A 19058-nucleotide genomic window follows, 5' to 3' on the forward strand; every position below is an offset into this window, starting at 1 on the left:
GTTTTAGGATTGTAGGAAGGATAAAATAATGACAGAACGTAATTTTACGAAAATTGCTGTAATTGCTGGTGCTGGCCCTGCGGGTTTGACTGCGGCGCTTGAACTTTTGCGTACGACAGATGTAAAACCTGTGATTTTTGAAGCGGAAGATGTTGTTGGCGGTATTTCGCGGACGGCGCGTTACAACGGCAACCGTATGGATATTGGTGGCCACCGCTTTTTTAGCAAGAGCGATACAGTAATGGACTGGTGGCAGGGGATTCTCCCGCTGCAAGGATCTGCGAGCAAGGATGATATAGCGATTGGTCGTTCGGTTCCGCTTGTAGAGGGTGGCCCTGATCCTGAGCAGACGGACTACGTGATGCTTTGCCGCAGCCGCCTTTCCCGAATTCTTTTCTTGCGCAAGTTGTTTGATTATCCGGTAAGCCTGAATGGCGACACGATCCGCAATCTCGGACTCTGGCGCATGATGAAAATCGGCCTCAGCTACCTCAAGGTGCAGCTACTGCCTGCGCGCAAAGAAAAAAGTCTCGAAGATTTTATGATCAACCGCTTTGGCGTGGAACTTTACCGCACGTTCTTCCGCGACTATACCGAGAAGGTGTGGGGCGTACCGTGCAGCAAGATTAGCCCGGACTGGGGCGGTCAGCGCATCAAGGGCCTTTCGATTACGAAGACTGTAATTCATGCGGTGAAGCAGATTTTTGCAGGCAAGAAAAAGGCCGAATCTGGGGATGCCAACGGTGCCGATATACGCCAGAAGGATACGGAGACTAGCCTCATCGGTCAGTTTCTTTACCCGAAATTTGGCCCGGGACAGCTTTGGGAAACGGTCGCCGAAAAGGTCCTGGAACTCGGTGGCGAAATCCGCATGAACTCCAAAGTCGTAGGCGTGAATCGCGATGCCCAGGGCAAGACTGTTGAAAGCGTCGTTGTCGAAAGCCGTAACGCAGGTGGCGATATCGTGACGGAATCCGTTCCTTGCGATTATTTCCTCTCGACCATGCCGGTGAAGGAACTTGTTGCCGCAATGGACAGCGAAAAGAATCCTGTGCCTGCGGAAGTTCGCCGCGTTTCCGATGGCCTGGTGTACCGTGATTTTATTACTGTCGGCCTGCTTCTGGATAAGCTTGAAATCAAGAATCCGGCGAAGCCTGGCACACCTGAAAGCAAGCTCAAGTTCGTTGCCGACAACTGGATTTACGTGCAGGAATCCGACGTGAAGCTTGGCCGCATCCAGATTTTCAACAACTGGAGCCCGTACCTGGTCGCAGACCCCGAAAAGGTCTGGATTGGCCTTGAATATTTTGCGACCGAAGGTGATGAAATGTGGCGCATGCCCGATGCAGACTTCATCAAGTTCGCCATTGCGGAACTGGATAAGATTGACGTTGCAAAACCTGAATCTGTGCGCGATTCTGTTGTATTTCACATCAAGAAGGCTTACCCCGCTTACTTTGGGACTTACGGTGAATTCGGCAAGGTGCGTGACTACGTGGACCCGATCGAAAACTTGTTCCTCATGGGGCGCAATGGCATGCACAAGTACAACAACATGGACCATAGCATGCTTGCCGCCATGGAAGTTGTGAAATGCATTCGTGAGAATAGTACCGACAAGACTGCCCTTTGGAATGTGAACAGCGAAGAAGAATACCACGAAGGTAAAAAGTAATGCGGAAATTCGTTAGACGGGATCTGCCCCTGATTTTGGGGATGGCGCTTTTTGTCCTCATGTCGTATGCGTTCAATCCCGAAATCAAGAATGTTGTACTGCATAGGAACGGGACCGATTTGGAAACCGCCTTGCCGGTCAGCATTCCGATGGCGTCAGGGGAGAATTTTTCCATTGACATGGATGTTTCCGCAGGCTTTGCAAGTGACTTTTACTTGAACATCCATCCAGATGACTGCGTTATAGAACTTGTCGTCAACGGCGTTAAATTCCCGGTTGAAAGTTATCCTGGCTATTGCAGCTGGAATCGGGGATTTGTGCTCGACAAGGCTGAAATAGTGAAGAACCTTGGCAAGGACGTTTCTTATTTCCATGTCAGGATGTCTTTGCGGAATGGCGGCGGCCTGGGCGGCCTTACGGCGGTCATCAATGGCGGCGGGTTCATGCTTGGATTTTTCACGGTAATGTTCTTTGTGCTGCTTGGAACCTTGATTTTCTCGGTGGGATCGCGTTTCAACATCAAGCGCAGCTTGCTTGTAATTTTCTTTATCGGGCTTCTGCTGCGCGTGGGTTATGGTCAAGAGACATTTTATGACCAGCGCGGTCACGATGTTGGCGGGCATGTGCATTATATGAAGATTATCGCGGAGCAGAATCGAATCCCTTCGTCGAATGAATGCTGGACCTGCTATCATCCGCCGGTGTATTTTGTCTTGAGCGCTGGCGTCTGGAAGATGGCGAACCTGGTGCAATGTGCCCCGCAAAATGCCGTCAAGTGGTTTGACTTGCTCATATCGCTTGTGGCACTTGGATTTGGACTTGCCTGCCTCAGGAATATACTGGAAGGGGCGCCTCTTTTTGCTGCGGCTCTGTTGTGGAGCGCGTGGCCAAGCTTTATTCTTGCTTCGCCGAGGCTTGGAAACGATATACTCTTTTATGCGATGCATGCTGTTGCCTTGTGGGGCTGCCTTAAGTATATTCGCACGGGATTCGGAAAGTATTTCATCGTCGCTGTCGCCGCTTCCTTTATTGCGTATTGGACGAAATCGACTGCAGTCGTGACTTTTGGGGTTCTTGGGATTACGGCCTTGCTTCAGCTTTTCAAGAATCCGCGTACGTGGAGCCGCTCGGAACGTGTTGCCGCAGGTCTCTTTGTTGCGGCTTCTGTTGCGGTGGCATGTGTGGCGTTGACGCACGATGTCGTGGGGAATGCTGGCGGTAATGACAATTCGGTACTTGTTCGCAACAATCCCGGGAACTTCCTGTTCTTTGATTTGCGCACATTCTTGACGCAGCCTTATACGGACCCGTGGCACGATGAACTTGGACGCCAGTTTTTCTGGAATTACCTTGCAAAGACGTCCCTGTTTGGCGAATTCAAGTTGCTCGAATCGCCAAAGGGCCTTTGGCTTGCATCGATCGTAAGCGCATGCTTTGTGGCCCTTCTGGGCTTTGGCCTTCGCGGATTCTGGAAATCCAGATGGGACAAGGTGCAGGTGGTTATCGCTGCACAGGCGTTCCTTTTCTTTGCCGCGATGATTGCCCTTCGCCTGAAATATCCGTTCTCTTGTAGCAATGATTTCCGCTACATTGTGCCGGTTCTTTTGAGCTGCCTGCCTTGGGTGGGTTATGGCTTTTGTGGTGATGGCGTCTCGCGCAAATTGAAAGTGTGTGGCTGGATGGTTACTTTGGTTTTTGTTGTTTGCAGTTCCATTTTAATGATGAGTTTATAGCATGTTCATGTACAAATACCGAAACAACTTGAAGCTATTCCTCTTTTGGGGAATCATTTGTTTGCTTGCGAATATGGTCTGTACTGCCGGTTCGGCCTATGATGGGGATCAGGGCTACTGGGCTGGCTGGGTGCAGCAGCTGATGGACCGTGGCTTTGGCGGTTTTTCTGGAAACTATCCGCCGCTTTATGTCCTGTGGCTTTGGGTTGTTGCAAAAGTCCATTCCTTGTTTGGAGTTGCTGTCGGTAAGACATTTTTCTTGAAGTTCATTTGCCTTTGGCCGGTTTTCTTTGCACACCTTTTCCTTGTCGATTGGCTTTGCCGCCTTGTGGGTAGGTTTAACTATCCGCAATGGAAAAAACACCTGCTGATTGCCTTTGTGGCGCTGAATCCGGCATTGCTGCTGGATGGGCCTGTCTGGGGTCAGGTGGATCTGTTCCCGGTGCTAATCGCTGCTCTTGCGATCTATTGCGTGTACCGTCCGCGCTATATCTTCCTTGCTTCGATGCTGTATGTGCTTGCGCTGTTGTCAAAGTTCCAGATGATTGCGTTCTTGCCGATTTTCGGTGGCTTGTTTATTCGCAACTGGAAAACTTCCTGGAAGGGCCTCCCGCTTGCTGTTGCTGGGGCCGCCTTGGTGCTCTTGCCTTTTGTTGTCGGCGGAAACTTGCAGCCGATGCTTTCTAGGGCCTATATCCAGACGATGAGCCAGTATGCATACGCCACTTACAATGCTGCGAATATGTGGTTTCTCCTCGTTGGAAATGTTGCGCCCGATAATGTTCCGATCTGGGGCGTCAGTGCCGATGGCCTTGGCTTCTTGTTGAAACCGATTGTTTTAGGAAAAATCCTTTTTGTCATTATTTCTGTTTTTACTTTGGTCAAGTCAATCCTGTGCAAGAATTTGCGAACAGCGTTTGCCCTTGCCGCTTTGAATGGCCTTGCGTTCTTTGTGCTGCTCCCGGGCATGCATGAACGCTATCTGACCTATGCGGTTCCGATGGCTCTTTGCTGGTTTGTACTTGACTTGCGCCGTGGTGGAATTCCGTGCTTGCTCATTTCGCTTGTCTCTGCGCTGAATGTGAACATGATCAATTCGTTCCGGGGATCGGATGTTTGGATGATCATTTCTGTAATGGCGTGTGCGGCTTTGGTCATTTCGCTTTTGGTAATTGCGGCTCCGAAATGGGCAAATGCAGTTGTGAATGCTGCTAGCCGGGTTTCCTTGCCGTCCTGGCTGCCTTATGTAATGCTGTCGGTTGTTGTTCTGATTGAAGGTGGAATCCTTGCTTATCGCAGCCGCCCGGTTCTTCCGCCCAAAGGCGATAATATTGTCCTCTTGACGAGCTTGAACTGGATTAAGACGGAACAGAGCTATAAGAGTCCGCAAATAAATAAATCCGTGGATTTTCATGACCTTGTTGCTGGAAACAGAATCTACAAGTTCGGTATTGGGGCCCATGCTGCGTCAAAAATTCTTATGGAACTTCCCGAGAATGCGGATACGTTGTTCGTGGGCGCAGGAATCGATGCGGAATGCCGTGATGATGGTAGCGCTATATTTATTATCAACGTGGATGAAAAAGAAGTATGGCGAAGCGGCCTTATGCGTGGACGTGGCGACGTTGCGCTTGTGCAAATTCCCTTGCAAGGCGCCTCCAAGCTTGAACTCGAAACCGACCCGGATGGCTCCAATAGCTGCGACCATACGGACTGGCTGAACGGATATATCAAATTGAGATAAGCCCGTTGCCTTTTTATCGGTTCTTTTTGTATATTCTTTGCGTTGATTGAATTTTTATGGCGTAATACCTGTAATGAAGGCGTGAAATGCGATTTTTTTGGACTGCTTTCCTGATTTTTTCTGTATCGCTTTGGGCGCGGCCCATCAACGATGGCAATAAGCTCTTTGCCGCTGGCGATTATGCCGGTGCGCTCGAAATGTACATGAAGGCCCGCGAAGCGGAACCCGCAAATCCGCTTTTGTTCTACAACATTGGAACATGCCAGTACAAGCTTGGCAATTTTGAAGAAGCCAAGAAGGAACTCGAAAGCGCCGTGCGCATGCCGGACAAGAATATGGCCGCGAAGGCGGCGTACAACTTGGCAAATACGCATTTCCGCGTGGGCGAGAAGGCTCAAGAGCCGAGTGCCCGCATTGCGGCCTGGCGTGAATCGGTCGCTTATCTGAAAAAGGCGATTGACCTCGATAACGATTTCGAAAACGCCAAGAAAAACGTCGAAATTGTCCAGCGCAAGCTGAAAGAAGAACTCGACAAGCAAAAAGAAAACAAGGACCAGAACCAGGATCAGAACGACCAGAAACAACCTCCGCTGAGCGATAAAGCAAAGCAGGTCCTGGCTCGTGCGCTCCAGCTCTGCAAGGATGGCAAGTACGCCGAAGGCAAACAGATGCTCGAGAACCTGATTGCCGAAGATGAAACCGCAAGCCAGTTGAGCGGTCACGTGCAGCGCATTGACGACGTCATCGAAATCAAGGCCGGCCGTAAGCCCAAGACGAAGATTGACGCCAGCAACACCGACAACGACCTGGAGGTGATCTAATGGCTATGCTGAGACGAAAGACGTGGTTCGACAGGCTCACCAACCTTGACGAGAGACGAGAGAATGGTGTCATCCTGAGCGGAGCCGTTAGGCGGAGTCGAAGGATCTCTGTAGCTTTGGGTTTTGTATTGGTTTGTGCAATTTCAGCATTCGCGGCTCCGAAATCGGCTTCTGCCTACTATGGCGATGCTGCGTTCCAGTACATTGAAAACCGCTTGCCGACTGCAGAAATCACTTGCAACGAAGGCTTGCAATACTACCCGAACGATCAGAAATTGCAGATGCTCCTCGACCGCATTCACGAGGCGAAGGACGAGCAAAAGAACGAAAATAAGAAGAACGATCCTAAGAACGACCAGAATCAAGACCAAAATAATCAGGATCAGAATCAGGACAAGCAGAACCAAGACCAGAATAAAGATCAGCAGAACCAGGATCAGAACCAGAATCAGAATGGCGACCAGAGTTCTTCTAGTGCCCAGAATGACCAGAACCAGGATCAACAGAATCAAGGTCAGAACGGTCAGTCTAGCAGCAGCCAGGGTGCTAACAGTTCCGATAGCAATGGCGGTGCCGGAGAGCAGCAACAGCCTGAACAGTCCGAAGGCAATTCCAGCGACAGTAACGGCGGTGAACCAGAACAACAGCCGCTTCAACCTGGTGAAATGTCTCCCGAAGAGGCCGCCCAGCTCCTCAAGGATTTTGACGAACAGAACGGCGAACGCAAGCCCTGGAAACCCATCCGCGGCCAAGTCCGTCCGGCTAAGGATTGGTAAGGCTTGCTAGAAAGACCAGTAAATGCAGAAACCGCCCAAGACTGTCAACCCGATACCAGCGGCAAGGCCGATTCTGGCTCCAGATTTGTCGTAGCCGGATTCATCGTCAGTTCCAAGGATTGCTGTTGCAAAAGCTGAGACCACTATTCCGCTAAGAAAAAGCTGGACCGAAAAGAAACGTGCCAAATAAATCATCCCGTCGGTCGATTCTACGACTTCTTCGGTAGCGGCCATTGATCGGTCTTCTTTTTCGGCATAAACCATTGGCGGGTGTAATGAGACCGTCGCAAAGCTCTCTGCGGTCAATAGCGAAATACTCAAAATTATGGCGACCAAAAATTTCATGCACGGAATATAATATTTTCTGTTGTTACTTTATGGGTGAAAAGTTCTCGGAGGAAAGCCTGATGTTGTGTGTGGAATGAGTTTTTTATGCATAAAGCTCGTTTTTGAGGTGTATAAAGTGCCTTTTTTTATCCATTTTCGGCAAAAAAGATATATATTGATATAACCTGCCTAAAAAACGTGGGGAGTTAAAAAATGGATTTTGATAATCTTTTGTCGCACTATAAGGCAAAGGCTTGCGTTGTTTCTGTTGAATTTTTCCCAGATGGAACATATGGGAATATTCGTGTGGTTGCAGGCAACAAGGCGCATTGCGACGACATGGCAGGGCTGAATCATCCGTTTGAGCCTGGATGCCCGTATGAGGCGTGCTTCCCGAAGAACCCGAATTTTGAAGATCATTGTTACCGCTGCGTACATGATGGGAAGCCTCTGCATGCTTACGTGGACCTTTACATGATGGACCTCTGGCTCAACATGTTCCTCCTTCCGTTGGATTCCGACCAGGAAAATGTTGGGTATTGCCTTTATTGTTATGAAGTGGCGCCCAAGGCGGATTCTTCGGCAATGGCGGATATCTCTGCGGATATCGCTGCCGATGTGCTCAAGGCTTGTATCAAGTTGCGCGGCTCGGATGATGTTAAGAAGGCGTTCCAGGAGGTCGCAGAAGACATTTGTGATATTTGCGGTTCCGGGCATTGCTGCATTTTGTTGACCGATGAGGAAAAGCGCAGTTGCACTGTGTTTTCTGATGCGCTCCGTGAAGGGGCCGATGCCGTGCCGATGGATCACTATCTTGAAGGCTTCTATGAAATAACGGAAACATGGTCAGAAATGTTGGACGGCAGCACTTGCATCATCGTAAAAGATGAACATGATATGGAAAATTTGCGCAAGCGGAATCCTGTTTGGGGGGCTTCGCTTGATGAAGCGAATATTTCGAGCCTTGTGCTTTTCCCGCTTCGTCATGGCAAGGATCTTCTGGGCTATATGTGGGTGCTGAATTTCGATGTCTCGAATGTGCTAAAAATAAAGGAAATGCTTGAACTCACGACGTTCTTTTTGGCTTCAGAGATTGCGAACTATCTGCTTTTGAACCGTCTTGAAATTCTGAGTACGATCGATTCTTTGACGGGAGTCAGGAACCGTAACGAGATGAATAACCGCGTGGACTGCATTGTGGAGGGCAAGGAGCCTGTGCCGCAGGCGGTGCTTTTTGCGGACTTGAACGGGCTTAAGCGCGTGAATGACGAACAAGGTCATGCCGCTGGTGACAAGATGCTTCGCGCGGCGGCTTCAATTTTGCAGAGCGTATTCCAGGATGGTGTGGTGTACCGCGCGGGCGGTGACGAGTTTATGATTCTCGTGAACGAGATTAGCGAAGATGAAGTGCAGGACCGTGTGGCCCGTGTGCATTTCTTGTCGGGCAAGACGGAAAATGTCCGCTTCTCGATTGGCGTGTGCTATGGCAAGAAGGATATTCGCAAGGCCATGCGCCTTGCTGACGAACGCATGTATGCCTTTAAGAACGGATACTACGAAGCTCACCCGGAATTGAAATATCGGTAGAGTGTCTTTTTGTGCAGTAATTTCTATATTTTGACGTATGAGATTGCCGCGCGAAACACGTACTTATGTTGCCATCGACTTGAAGTCGTTTTTTGCATCTGTGGAGTGCGTACTCCGCGGGCTTGACCCGCTTTCGACGAATCTTGTGGTGGCGGATGCGAGCCGTACCGAAAAGACGATTTGCCTTGCGGTGAGTCCAAGCCTTAAGGCTTACGGGATTCCTGGGCGAGCACGCTTGTTCGAAGTTATCCAGAAAGTGCGTGAAGTCAAGCGCCAAACGGGCAAGGATGTAGAGTACATTGTGGCACCTCCGCAAATGGCGAAGTATGTAGAATATTCCACCCGCGTTTTTAACGTTTATCTGAAATACGTGAGTGCTGACGATATCCATGTCTATTCTATTGACGAATGCTTTATCGACTTGACGCATTATCTTTCGATGTACAAGAAGTCGGCGCGGGAACTTGCAAAAGACATGATTCGCGATGTGCTTGAAACGACGGGCATCACGGCGACGGCGGGCATCGGGACGAACCTTTACCTTTGCAAAATCGCGATGGATGTGATGGCAAAGCATGTGGCTCCTGATGCAGATGGTGTACGCATTGCTGAACTCGACGAGATGACGTACCGCAAGGAACTATGGGGCCATCGGCCGATTACGAGCTTTTGGCAGCTGGGGCGTGGCATTGCGGAGCGCCTTGCTCATTGTTACTTGAATAACGGGCGTGGTGTTTTTACGATGGGCGATCTCGCTCGTGCAAGCGTCAAGCATCCCGATGCGCTGTACAAGATGTTTGGCGTGAATGCTGAAATCCTGATTGACCATGCGTGGGGCTATGAACCGTGCGGTATTGCAGAAATCAAGCGGTATAAATCCAAGACGCATAGCATTGGCGGTGGACAGGTGTTAAGTTGTGCGTACGATTGCGCTAAAGCAAAAATTGTTATCCGCGAAATGGTGGATACGCTTGCGCTCGACCTTGTCGAGAAAGGCTTGGTCACGAACGGCCTTACGCTCCATGTGGGCTATGACCGCGAAAATGTGGACAAGGGAATTTATCACGGCGAAACGGTTATCGATAATTACGGGCGAGAAATCCCGAAACCAGCGCATGGGACTGCCCCGCTCATGAATTACACTTCGTCGGCATCGACAATTGCGGAAGCGGTGATGAAACTTGCGGACCGCATCATGAATCCGTCGCTTACGGTGAAGCGCTTGAACCTCACGGCGAATAACGTTTTGGAAGCAACGCAAGAGAGCTACGATCTCTTCACGGATGTGAAGAAGATTGAACGCGAAAAGAAGATGATGCAGGCGCAAATTGCTATCAAGAAGCGCTTTGGCAAGAACGCTATTTTCAAGGGGATGGACATGCAGGAGGGTGCGACCACCCGCGAGCGCAACCAGCAAATCGGAGGACATAAGGCATGATATTAGACGAAAGAACGGCTCTACGAGCCTACAGACGACAAATGCAAAGGGCGATTGTTGCAGGGCTGCTTACAGACCTATAACTGAGCCCAGCATTTGGGACTTGTCCAGAGACTAAAGAATGTTTTAGAGGCGATGATGCCTGACTATTTTTCTCTCGTCTTTCGTCACTCGTCTCTCGTCTAAAACAATCCTAACCACTGCATACTTTTTACTAACCACTAACTTCTGTATTATGACTGATAACTATAAAGACATAATTGATTTGCCGTACCCGCGGGATGACTGGAACTTCTTGATGAAACATCCAAGAATGTCCATTGCGAATCGTGCAAAAATTTTCAGTCCGTTTGCGGCGCTGCGCGGCCACAATGAAAAAATCGCCGAGACTGCGGAACAGCATCTGGATGCCTCGCGCGATGAAAATATGTGGGAAGATGTAGATGGTATTCTTTCGTCATCCTGAACGAAGTGAAGGATCCAGTCAATTTTTAGTATTACAAGATATTACTGGATTGACGCTTTGCGTCCGAGGCTTCGGCTCAGAAAACATCGAAAAACGAATGAAGCAGTCAAATTTATTTGACTATTTCTGAGTTCAAGATGTGACGCAAAGCGTCAAATAGGTTTGCAAGCAACTTGCTTCATTCGCCTTGCTCTCGTATCTTCGGGGCAGGCCCCTCAGAATGACGTGAAAAGACAAATGCGGTTGATTATGAATCGTTTGTAAAAACAGAAAGTCTCCGGTCGGGTGACCGGAGGCTTGTTTATCAAGGAATCATGAAAATAAAATTCTAGGGCTTATTGCGGTGATCCTTGTGGAAGCTCTTGAATTTTTCGAGCTGTTCCTTGGTAAGGATCTTGTTGAAATTCTTTACGCCATTAATTCTGTGGTCGAGCAATGCTTCCTGAGCCTTGAGAATGCCGGCCTTAGCTGCGGCAATCTTCTTTTCGTCATTGCTGTCGAGCGCTTCGTGCAAAGCCTTTTCTGCATCTTTCTTCTGCTTGCGGAGGGCTTTGAATGTAGAGTCCATTACAATGCGCTGCTGGTCGAGGGCGGCTCTTTGTTCGTGCGTGACCTGGAGAATGGAATCCATGAATTCTGGGCCGGGGCCTTTCTTGAAGTCGAACTTCTTGTCGAAATGCTTGCCTTCTTTGAAGTGTTCGCGCGGACCTTCAGGGCGGCCATCGCGGAAATCTCTGTCATGGAAGCGTTCTCCATGGAATTCACCGTGGTGCTTGCCGTGATGCATGCCGCCGCGCTTGCAGCAGCTGCAGGCGCAGTCGTTCTTGTCGCAATCGCCGTGGTTTTCGCAGCCGCAGGTGCATTGGTTATGCGATGGAATGCATGTTGACTGCCTGGAGCAGCAAGATGCGCCAAAGCTTCGGTCTGCAAAGCAGAAGGCTCCAATGGCAAATCCGAGAGAGCAAGCAAGAATGATGATGCTTGCGAAGAAAGTTTTTGTGGATGCGTTCATTATTTAGTCTCCTGTAATAAATAGCTGATGGATGTGTAGGTATCCAAATTCTCGAGTTCGTCGTCGCTCTTTTCGCCGAGGTTCCCGTACCACGATGCAAGCTCGCTAGAGGCGACATTTGTCATGAGAACACCCTCGGAATTGATTGTATTAGACGTAATCGTCATGAAGGTGGTGAAAAATGCGGCAACGATAAAGCTTGCGGCGAGCACGTACTTGGTGCGTGTCTGGATGAAGTTAAGAACCTTTCTTTTTTCAGAAGAATCGAGTCTGGCGCAGACGGTTTCCCAGGAGCCTTTCCTGGGTTCGATTCTTTCGAGTCTTGAAAAATCGATTTTATCATGCATAGTTCAGGTTCTCCTGTAAATAGTTCTTGACGACTGTTCTTGCTCGGCTGAGCCTTGCCTTGATGGTGCCCTCGGGCATGTTGTAGATCTCGGACAGGTCCTTGATGCCAAGATCTTCGGCGTCCTTGAGCCAGAGCATGCTTCGCGTTTCGGCGGAGAGCTTTGACAGTCCAAATTCCAAGAGTTCCGGGTCGTAATCGGCTTGTTCCTCGTGCTTGCTTCCGAGAGCGGAAACGGTCACAAGATCGATGTGCTCTTCTTCAAGTTCGGCATGGCGCTTCTTGGAGCGCAGCCGCATGAGGCATTCGTTCACGGTGAGGCGGTACAGCCAGGTGTTGAGTGCGCTATCGCCGCGGAACTTCTTGATTTTCCCTGGAACGGAGACGAAAATGTCCATCAAGACGTCTTCAGCTTCGTCGCGATTCTTGAGCATTCTGAACGCAAGGTTCAGCACGTTTGTGCTATGACTTTTCCACAGCACTCCAAGCGCTTCACGACATCCTTGTTGAATCTTCTTTATGATGACTTTTTCGTCCATTTCGTTACTTTTGATGCGTGGGGATGGGGGTTGGTTGCATGGAGAATGCAATTTTTTTTGAAAAGGAGGTGCCTGCTCAGTGGCGGGCATGACAAGATGTGTAAGAAATAAAATATATTTTAGAGTGATGCAAAAAATTCTTTTTGAAAAATTGAAAGAGGCTTTTGCCTCCGTTTTGCCCATTACGCTTATTGTGCTGGTGGTGTCGCATACTCCGCTAGTGACTTTTTCCGTAAAAGAGCAGATTGTTTTTACGGTTAGTGCGATTTTTTTGATTATTGGAATAGGGCTTTTTAATCTGGGGGCAGACCTTGCGATGACGCCGATGGGGGCGTATGTGGGGTCGGGCTTAACCAAGTCACGCAGACTTTTGTTGCTTGTTTCGGTGTGCTTTGTGATGGGGGTTCTCATTACGGTTGCGGAACCGGATTTGTCTGTGCTTGCGGAACAGGTGAAAAATGCGGTGCGGCCGATTCTCCTGATTTCGACGATTGGCGTGGGTGTCGGGATTTTCTTGCTGCTTGCGATTTTGAAGATCGTATTCAAGAAAGACCTTTCGCTGATTATCATTTTCTTTTACATGGTTCTGTTCATGCTCGGGATGCTCATGGTGTCCGTCGGGCGTAACGCTTTTGTGCCGCTGGCGTTTGATTCGGGTGGCGTGACGACGGGGCCGATTACGGTGCCGTTCATCATGGCGCTTGGCGTTGGCGTTGCGGGTGCGATTGGTGGTAAGAACGCTTCGGAAAATAGTTTCGGCCTGATTGCGCTTTGCTCGGTTGGCCCGATTTTGGCGTTGATGGGCTTGGTGGTTTTTTCGAAAGGCGACTTGACGTATGAACTTTCGACGGCGGCCTACTCGGTGGAGGCTAGTCTTGGTGAACACTTTTTGCCGGTGGTGTTGACTGTTGCAAAAGAAGTTTTTATTGCGCTTGCGCTGATTGTCGTATTTTTCGGTGCGCTGCAGTGGACCGTGCTCAAGCTCCCGATGGTGAAGCTTGTGCAAGTGGGGGTTGGCATCCTTTACACGTTTGTCGGGCTTGTGATTTTCTTGACGGCGGTGACTGTCGGGTTCTTGCCGATCGGTTTTGAAATCGGGTGTGAACTTGCAAAACGCCCGCATGCGCTTGTGGCGGCTGGGTTTATCATCGGCATGGTGGTGGTGCTTGCAGAACCGGCGGTGCATGTGCTCAATAAGCAGGTCGAAGAAGTGACGGGTGGCCTTGTGACCAAACGCTCGATGCTGATTGCTCTCTCGGTGGGCGTTGGCATTTCGATTGGCCTTTCGATGCTTCGCATTATTATCGGGTTCCCGATTATTTATTACCTCTTGCCGGGCTACTTTATTTCACTGGGGCTTTCGTTCTTTGTGCCGAAGCTTTATACGGCGATTGCGTTTGACTCCGGTGGCGTGGCGAGCGGTCCGTTGACTTCGAGCTTTATTCTGCCTTTGGCGATTGGCGCTTGCTCCGTGATTCACGATGGCGGCGATTCAATTTTGAATTATGCGTTTGGCATTGTGGCAATGGTTGCGATGACTCCGCTCATTACAATCCAGGTGCTTGGTTTCAAGGCGATTGTGGCAAGGCTCTGGCGCAACAGGATTATGATGCGTCGCTTGCAGGATGCCGATGACGAACAGATTATTGACTTTGTGTAGAGGCTACGATGGTTGAAACAGTAAAGAATGTTTTGAAACGGGCGGTGCCTCAAAAGGTTCATTCAAAAGTCTCGATGAATCGCCTCAAGATTCTCGTGACGACGGTGAACCGTTCAAAGGCGGATTTCTACATGGACTACATCCAGTCGTTTGGCGCGAATATGCAGTTCGTGTTTTACGGTCACGGCACGGCTCCGCGCGAAATCATGGCGGCACTTGGACTTGCGGACTCTGAACGCGCGGTGATTATCAGCATCATTGGCGAAGACCATGTGCCTGCAGTCTTGGAATGTCTGGAAGAAAAATTCAGGACGATTGTGAACGGCAAGGGCATTGCTTATACGATCCCGATGTCAAGCGTTATTGGCAAGTCGGTATTTAACTTTTTGAGCGACAACCGATCTCAGGTAGGGAGAGGGTAATTATGAAACCGAATACGCATGAATTAATTATCTGCATTGTGAATAACGGATTCTCCGATACTGTGATGGAAGCCGCTAAAGAGGCGGGTGCCCGTGGTGGCACGGTCTTGAATGCCCGTGGTACGGCAAATAAAGAAGCGGAAGCGTTTTTCCATATCGCTATCCAGCCTGAAAAGGAAGTCGTGATGATTCTCGTGCCGCTGAACGTGAAGGACGCGGTGCTCCATTCACTTTACGAAAAAGCGGGCCTCAATACGATGGGACAGGGAATTGCGTTTGCGCTCCCGGTGGATAATGTCGTTGGGCTTACGCCGTGGAAGGCCGAAGCTAAAACGTAAGGCGCATTTGGTACCAGACGACTCCGCCGTGGACGGAATTGCTGACGCCTTCATTTACAAATCCGAATTTAGCGTAGTAGTTGACGAGCTTGTCTTTGCAAGTTAGAACAACGCCTTTGCGGCCTTGCGCCTTGGAATCGTCAATGAGCTTTTGGATTAGTTCTCCGGCGTAGCCGTGCTTGCGGTACGAGGGAATTGTGTTCACGCCAAAGATCATTTGCCACTTGCCGTTTTCGTTGTGCATGGCGGCGTCTTCGTACATCGCGTCAGTCAAGTCGGGTTCATCAGTGACGAATCCGTCAACGAACGAAATTAACTTATCTCCATCGAACATCAGCCAAAAGTGATTGCCGTAACACTTAAGTCTTTCGGCGAAAGATTCACGGGTGGCGGCTTCGGCAGGCGGGAAGCATTCGGCTTCGACGTTTGCGACTGCGTCTAAATCACTGATGGTTGCGGTTCTGATTTGCATTATAACTTTACCTGGAAGTAATCGATTTCGGGGTGGCTGATATAGAGGCCACTTACGGATGCCTGCGGGTACATGGCTCCGTTTTCGGTGAGGCTGATGCCGACGCTATTGAAATCGATGAGTTTTGCGACGTTGAAGATTTCCTTGATGTTCGGGAGTACGGGGTAGCCGACGGCCGGGCGGATGCCCTTCCAACCGTTGTTGTGTTCGAGCTCCTGGCTCAAGTATTCGGCGCCTGCTTCGGCGAGGCGGTCGGCAACGGTTTGCATGAGGAGCACGTCATAATCGCTGCCGCCCTGTTCGGCTTTCAGCTTTTCCAAGCGCTTGACGAATGTGTCGCTCATGGTCACTGCGAATGCACCGACGATGTCGCGGAAAACGTCCTTGCCTGCGGGGGATGCGAAAACGCTTGCGGTATTTGCGTTTGCCGGAGCGACGTAGTCGCAGAGCGCAAGGCAAGTGCCTTCGGGATTCTGCTGGCGCGCTGTCGAGACTTCGATGAGGTCTTCGTCTGTGCCTGTGCGGCATGTGTTGAAAATAATGGATTTTTCAGAGCCTGCGGCAGGGTAGAATGCCTGAACGGCGCGGAGCGCGTATTCGGGCTTTGTGAGCGACTTGATGAGCGCTTCGGCGTCGGCCTTGAGCTTCTTGGCTTCTTCTTCGTCCGGCTTGATTTTCCAAGTGAAGAAGAAGTATTCCCAGCTGATGAGCGGAATAATCTTTTCGATAGGAATCGGCGGGAGTTTGCTTTCGCCCATGAACGGTGGCTGTACAGGCTGGTATTTGCTCCAGTCGTACTGGAAGCGGCGTTCTTCCGGCGTGGAGGCTGCTGCGGCCATGGCGTTAGCGGCTTCGGTCTTGATGCCGTTTTGCTTGTCGCGGATGCGCTGTTGCTCTTCGCGGTTTTCTTGAATCGTTTGTTCTCGGGTGGCGGGGTCGAGCAATTTTTGGGCGAGGCCCGGATTGCTGGCGGCGTCGCGCACGTGGAAAACTGGGCCGTCATAGCATGGGGCAATTTTCACGGCGGTATGCGTGGGCGAGGTCGTTGCGCCACCGACGATAATTGGAATGCGCTGGCCTGCTTCTTGCATGGCCTTTGCGACAGTGCACATTTCTTCGAGAGACGGCGTAATAAGTCCGGAAAGGCTTAATATATCTGCTTTGTTTTCAATCGCGGCCTTGACGATGACATCTTCGGGAACCATCACGCCGAGGTCTACCATGTCGTAGCCGTTACAGGCCATAATCACGGAGACGATGTTCTTGCCGATATCGTGCACGTCGCCCTTGACGGTGGCGATGACGATTTTACCGCGGCTCGAAGCGTTCGCGTCTTTGCCGGCTTCGATGTAGGGCTGCAAAATTTCCACAGCCTTTTTCATGGTACGTGCGGTCTTCACGACTTGCGGGAGGAACATCTTGCCTTCACCGAAGAGGCGGCCGACTTCGTTCATGCCATCCATGAGCGGACCGGAAATGATTCCGACGGGGCTATCGCCACGGTTGATGAGTTCCATCAAATCGGGCTGGAGTGTTGTAGAAGTTCCCTTGAGGAGAGCTTCTTGCAAACGTTCTTCGGGCGTGGTGGGTTTGGCGTCGGCGGCTGCATTGCCTTCGTCAGAAGATGTGCTTGCGCCTGTGCTCACGGCGAAAATCGCCTTCGGATCGTACTTGGTGCCCGCTTCCTTGGCAGCTGCGGCTGCAGCCGTCATGCGGCTTGCAATTTCGATGAGTTCTTCGCTTGCTTCCGGTTCCGTGTTGAAGATGACTTCGGTAATCGCCATGCGGAGTTCAAGCGGAATCGTCTTGTATTCGACTATCGCACTCGGATTCATGATGGCCATGCCCATGCCGTTCGGGATGGCGTAATGCAAGAATGTTGTGTGCATGGATTCGCGCAAGTAGTTGTTGCCGCGGAATGCAAACGAGAGGTTTGAAAGACCGCCCGAGATGCGGACGCCGGGGAGGTTGTCCATAATCCAGCGGACAGCACGGATAAAGTCAATGGCGTAGGCGTTGTGCTCTGCCATGCCGGTTGCGACTGTCAAAACGTTCGGGTCGTAAATGATATCGGACGGATCAAAGTGAAGCTGCTTCACCATGATATCGTAAGCGCGGGACGCAATTTGTACGCGGCGCTCGTAGTTCGTGGCCTGGCCTTCTTCGTCGAAGAGCATCACGATCACAGCGGCACCGAGGCGCTTCACGGTGAGTGCGTGTTCGATAAACGCCTTTTCGCCCATCTTGAGCGAGATGGAGTTCACGATGCTCTTGCCTTGGATGCACTTGAGGCCTTCTTCGATAACTTCGAAGCGGGAACTGTCAACCATGATAGGCACACGGCTTACAGCCGGGTCGGAGGCGATCAAGTTCAAGAACGTACGCATTTCGGCGGTAGCGTCAAGGAGACCATCGTCCATGTTGACGTCAATGACGTCTGCGCCGTCATCGACTTGCTTACGGGCGATGTCGAGCGCTTCTTCGTAATTCTTCTCGTTGATGAGACGCAGGAACTTCTTGGAGCCTGCGACATTGCAGCGTTCGCCGACTTTCACGAAATCATCGGCGTTACAGCTGTCGGCACCATTGCTCGGGCGAACCTGTTCTCTGAACAACGGTTCCAAACCAGCGAGGCGGAGGCGCGGGCAGGTGACATACTTCGGTGCGGGTTCACGGCGCTTGTAGTCGGCGGGGAGTTCGTCCAGCATTTTGCGCATCGCGGCGATGTGTTCCGGAGTCGTACCGCAGCAGCCGCCAATCATGTTCACGAGCTTGTCGTCCAGATAAACTCGCATCAGGCGCACCATGTCTTCGGGCGTGTCGTCATAACCGCCGAACTGGTTCGGAAGACCTGCGTTCGGGTGGCAGCTGAGGTAGCACGGAGCGATGGCTCCCATGCGGCGGAGGTATGGCACCATGCCGTCTGCACCGAGACCGCAGTTTAAGCCGATGGAAAGCGGGTGCATGTGCATCACGCTCACGGCGAAAGCTTCAACGGTCTGGCCGGAAAGTGTACGCCCGGAAGCATCGCTCACGGTCATCGAGAGCATGACTTCGATCGGCTTGATTTCAGCTTCGGGAGTGCCTGCAGCCTTGGCGGCTTCAATGCGAGCATCATTTGCCTTGCTGTAAGCACTGAGTGCTGCCTTTGCGTTCAGCGTATCAAAAATCGTTTCAATGAGGATGGCGTCAACGCCTTCTTCCATGAGTACGGAAATTTGTTCCAAGTACGCATCTTCGAGTTCGTCAAAGGTGATGGCGCGGCTTGCCGGGTCGTTCACGTCTTCGCTCATGGAGAGCATCTTGCTTGTCGGGCCGACGTCGCCCAAAATGTAGACCTTGCGGCCGTACTTCTTGAAACCTTCTTCGGCGGCCTGCTTCGCGATTTTCACGGAAGCGCGGTTCATCTCGGCGATGCGATGTTCCTGATGGTATTCGTGCTGGCTCACGCGCTGGCTCGAGAACGTGTTCGTGGTGAGGCAATCCACGCCTGCATCCACGTAACGACGCTGGATGTCGAGAATGATGTCGGGCTTTTCGATGGAGAGCATATCGTTGTTGGCGCCCTTGATCCCGTAAGTCTGGATAACAGAACCCATGCCGCCATCGAGCAGCATCATCTTTGATTCGAACGCTTCGCGAAGAGTCATTTTAAATTCCGTGTTTAAAATCCGAATTTATGCGTATATTTGTTTTTATGCA

General features: G+C 50.8%; 17 protein-coding genes. 11 read left to right on the top strand and 6 right to left on the bottom strand.

The features are described from left to right. Positions 1-28: 28 nt before the first annotated feature. The 5 genes from B7990_RS12760 (at position 29) to B7990_RS12780 (ending at position 6749) form a co-directional block, all read left to right on the top strand. Positions 29-1675, top strand: coding sequence for an NAD(P)/FAD-dependent oxidoreductase (locus B7990_RS12760; protein WP_088641300.1), 1647 nt, complete (start codon positions 29-31; stop codon positions 1673-1675). Positions 1676-1716: 41 nt separating this feature from the next. Then, a complete protein-coding gene (locus B7990_RS12765; RefSeq protein ID WP_088641301.1) occupies positions 1717-3408 on the top strand; it encodes a glycosyltransferase family 39 protein in 1692 nt (563 codons plus the stop codon). Position 3409: 1 nt separating this feature from the next. Beyond that, positions 3410-5152 (top strand): NPCBM/NEW2 domain-containing protein, encoded by a 1743-nt coding sequence (locus tag B7990_RS12770; protein ID WP_088641302.1) that lies wholly within the window; start codon positions 3410-3412, stop codon positions 5150-5152. A gap of 86 nt (positions 5153-5238) precedes the next feature. Further along, positions 5239-5973: a tetratricopeptide repeat protein gene (locus B7990_RS12775; protein WP_088641303.1), complete on the top strand. Its 735-nt coding sequence runs from the start codon at positions 5239-5241 to the stop codon at positions 5971-5973. Beyond that, positions 5973-6749 (top strand): hypothetical protein, encoded by a 777-nt coding sequence (locus tag B7990_RS12780; RefSeq protein WP_141099286.1) that lies wholly within the window; start codon positions 5973-5975, stop codon positions 6747-6749. Before B7990_RS12775 ends, B7990_RS12780 begins: the two co-directional genes overlap by 1 nt. Before the next feature lie 6 nt (positions 6750-6755). Here the strand turns inward: B7990_RS12780 and B7990_RS12785 are convergent, their stop codons facing one another. After that, a complete protein-coding gene (locus B7990_RS12785; protein ID WP_141099287.1) occupies positions 6756-7094 on the bottom strand; it encodes a hypothetical protein in 339 nt (112 codons plus the stop codon). Positions 7095-7289: 195 nt separating this feature from the next. On the opposite strand from B7990_RS12785, the gene B7990_RS12790 reads away from it, so the two are divergent. The 3 genes from B7990_RS12790 to B7990_RS12800 all read left to right on the top strand — a co-directional run bounded on the left by B7990_RS12790 (position 7290) and on the right by B7990_RS12800 (position 10567). Further along, positions 7290-8663, top strand: a complete 1374-nt coding sequence (locus B7990_RS12790) for a diguanylate cyclase (protein ID WP_088641306.1) — start codon at positions 7290-7292, stop codon at positions 8661-8663. A gap of 37 nt (positions 8664-8700) precedes the next feature. Next, complete coding sequence (locus B7990_RS12795; RefSeq protein WP_088641307.1) at positions 8701-10101, top strand: DNA methylase; 1401 nt, start codon at positions 8701-8703, stop codon at positions 10099-10101. Between the two features lie 235 nt (positions 10102-10336). Beyond that, complete coding sequence (locus tag B7990_RS12800; protein WP_088641308.1) at positions 10337-10567, top strand: hypothetical protein; 231 nt, start codon at positions 10337-10339, stop codon at positions 10565-10567. Between the two features lie 328 nt (positions 10568-10895). On the opposite strand, the gene B7990_RS12805 is transcribed toward B7990_RS12800, so the two are convergent. Genes B7990_RS12805 through B7990_RS12815 form a run of 3 tightly spaced genes read right to left on the bottom strand, consistent with a single transcriptional unit; the run spans position 10896 to position 12464 of the window. Beyond that, positions 10896-11579 carry a Spy/CpxP family protein refolding chaperone gene (locus B7990_RS12805; RefSeq protein WP_088641309.1) on the bottom strand — a complete coding sequence of 228 codons (684 nt, stop codon included), beginning with the start codon at positions 11577-11579 and terminating at the stop codon, positions 10896-10898. Next, complete coding sequence (locus B7990_RS12810; protein ID WP_088641310.1) at positions 11579-11926, bottom strand: hypothetical protein; 348 nt, start codon at positions 11924-11926, stop codon at positions 11579-11581. Before B7990_RS12810 ends, B7990_RS12805 begins: the two co-directional genes overlap by 1 nt. After that, positions 11919-12464 carry an RNA polymerase sigma factor gene (locus B7990_RS12815; RefSeq protein ID WP_088641311.1) on the bottom strand — a complete coding sequence of 182 codons (546 nt, stop codon included), beginning with the start codon at positions 12462-12464 and terminating at the stop codon, positions 11919-11921. The genes B7990_RS12810 and B7990_RS12815 overlap by 8 nt, the downstream gene beginning before the upstream one ends. A gap of 127 nt (positions 12465-12591) precedes the next feature. On the opposite strand from B7990_RS12815, the gene B7990_RS12820 reads away from it, so the two are divergent. From B7990_RS12820 to B7990_RS12830, 3 genes are read left to right on the top strand one after another with little or no spacing between them, the layout of a single operon-like run. After that, the gene (locus B7990_RS12820) at positions 12592-14124 is read left to right on the top strand and encodes a DUF1538 domain-containing protein (protein ID WP_088641312.1); all 1533 of its coding nucleotides are present in this window, start codon (positions 12592-12594) and stop codon (positions 14122-14124) included. Positions 14125-14132: 8 nt separating this feature from the next. Further along, positions 14133-14546, top strand: coding sequence for a hypothetical protein (locus B7990_RS12825; RefSeq protein WP_088641313.1), 414 nt, complete (start codon positions 14133-14135; stop codon positions 14544-14546). A gap of 2 nt (positions 14547-14548) precedes the next feature. Beyond that, a complete protein-coding gene (locus tag B7990_RS12830; protein ID WP_088641314.1) occupies positions 14549-14884 on the top strand; it encodes a P-II family nitrogen regulator in 336 nt (111 codons plus the stop codon). Here B7990_RS12830 and B7990_RS12835 read toward each other — a convergent pair. Both B7990_RS12835 and metH read right to left on the bottom strand, forming a co-directional pair. Then, positions 14874-15356: a GNAT family N-acetyltransferase gene (locus B7990_RS12835; protein WP_088641315.1), complete on the bottom strand. Its 483-nt coding sequence runs from the start codon at positions 15354-15356 to the stop codon at positions 14874-14876. The genes B7990_RS12830 and B7990_RS12835 overlap by 11 nt on opposite strands. Next, positions 15356-19006 (bottom strand): methionine synthase, encoded by a 3651-nt coding sequence (metH, locus tag B7990_RS12840; protein WP_088641316.1) that lies wholly within the window; start codon positions 19004-19006, stop codon positions 15356-15358. The genes B7990_RS12835 and metH overlap by 1 nt, the downstream gene beginning before the upstream one ends. Positions 19007-19058 lie beyond the last annotated feature (52 nt).

The sequence above is a fragment of the Fibrobacter sp. UWB4 genome, from assembly GCF_002210345.1.
In the GTDB taxonomy this organism is placed as follows: domain Bacteria; phylum Fibrobacterota; class Fibrobacteria; order Fibrobacterales; family Fibrobacteraceae; genus Fibrobacter.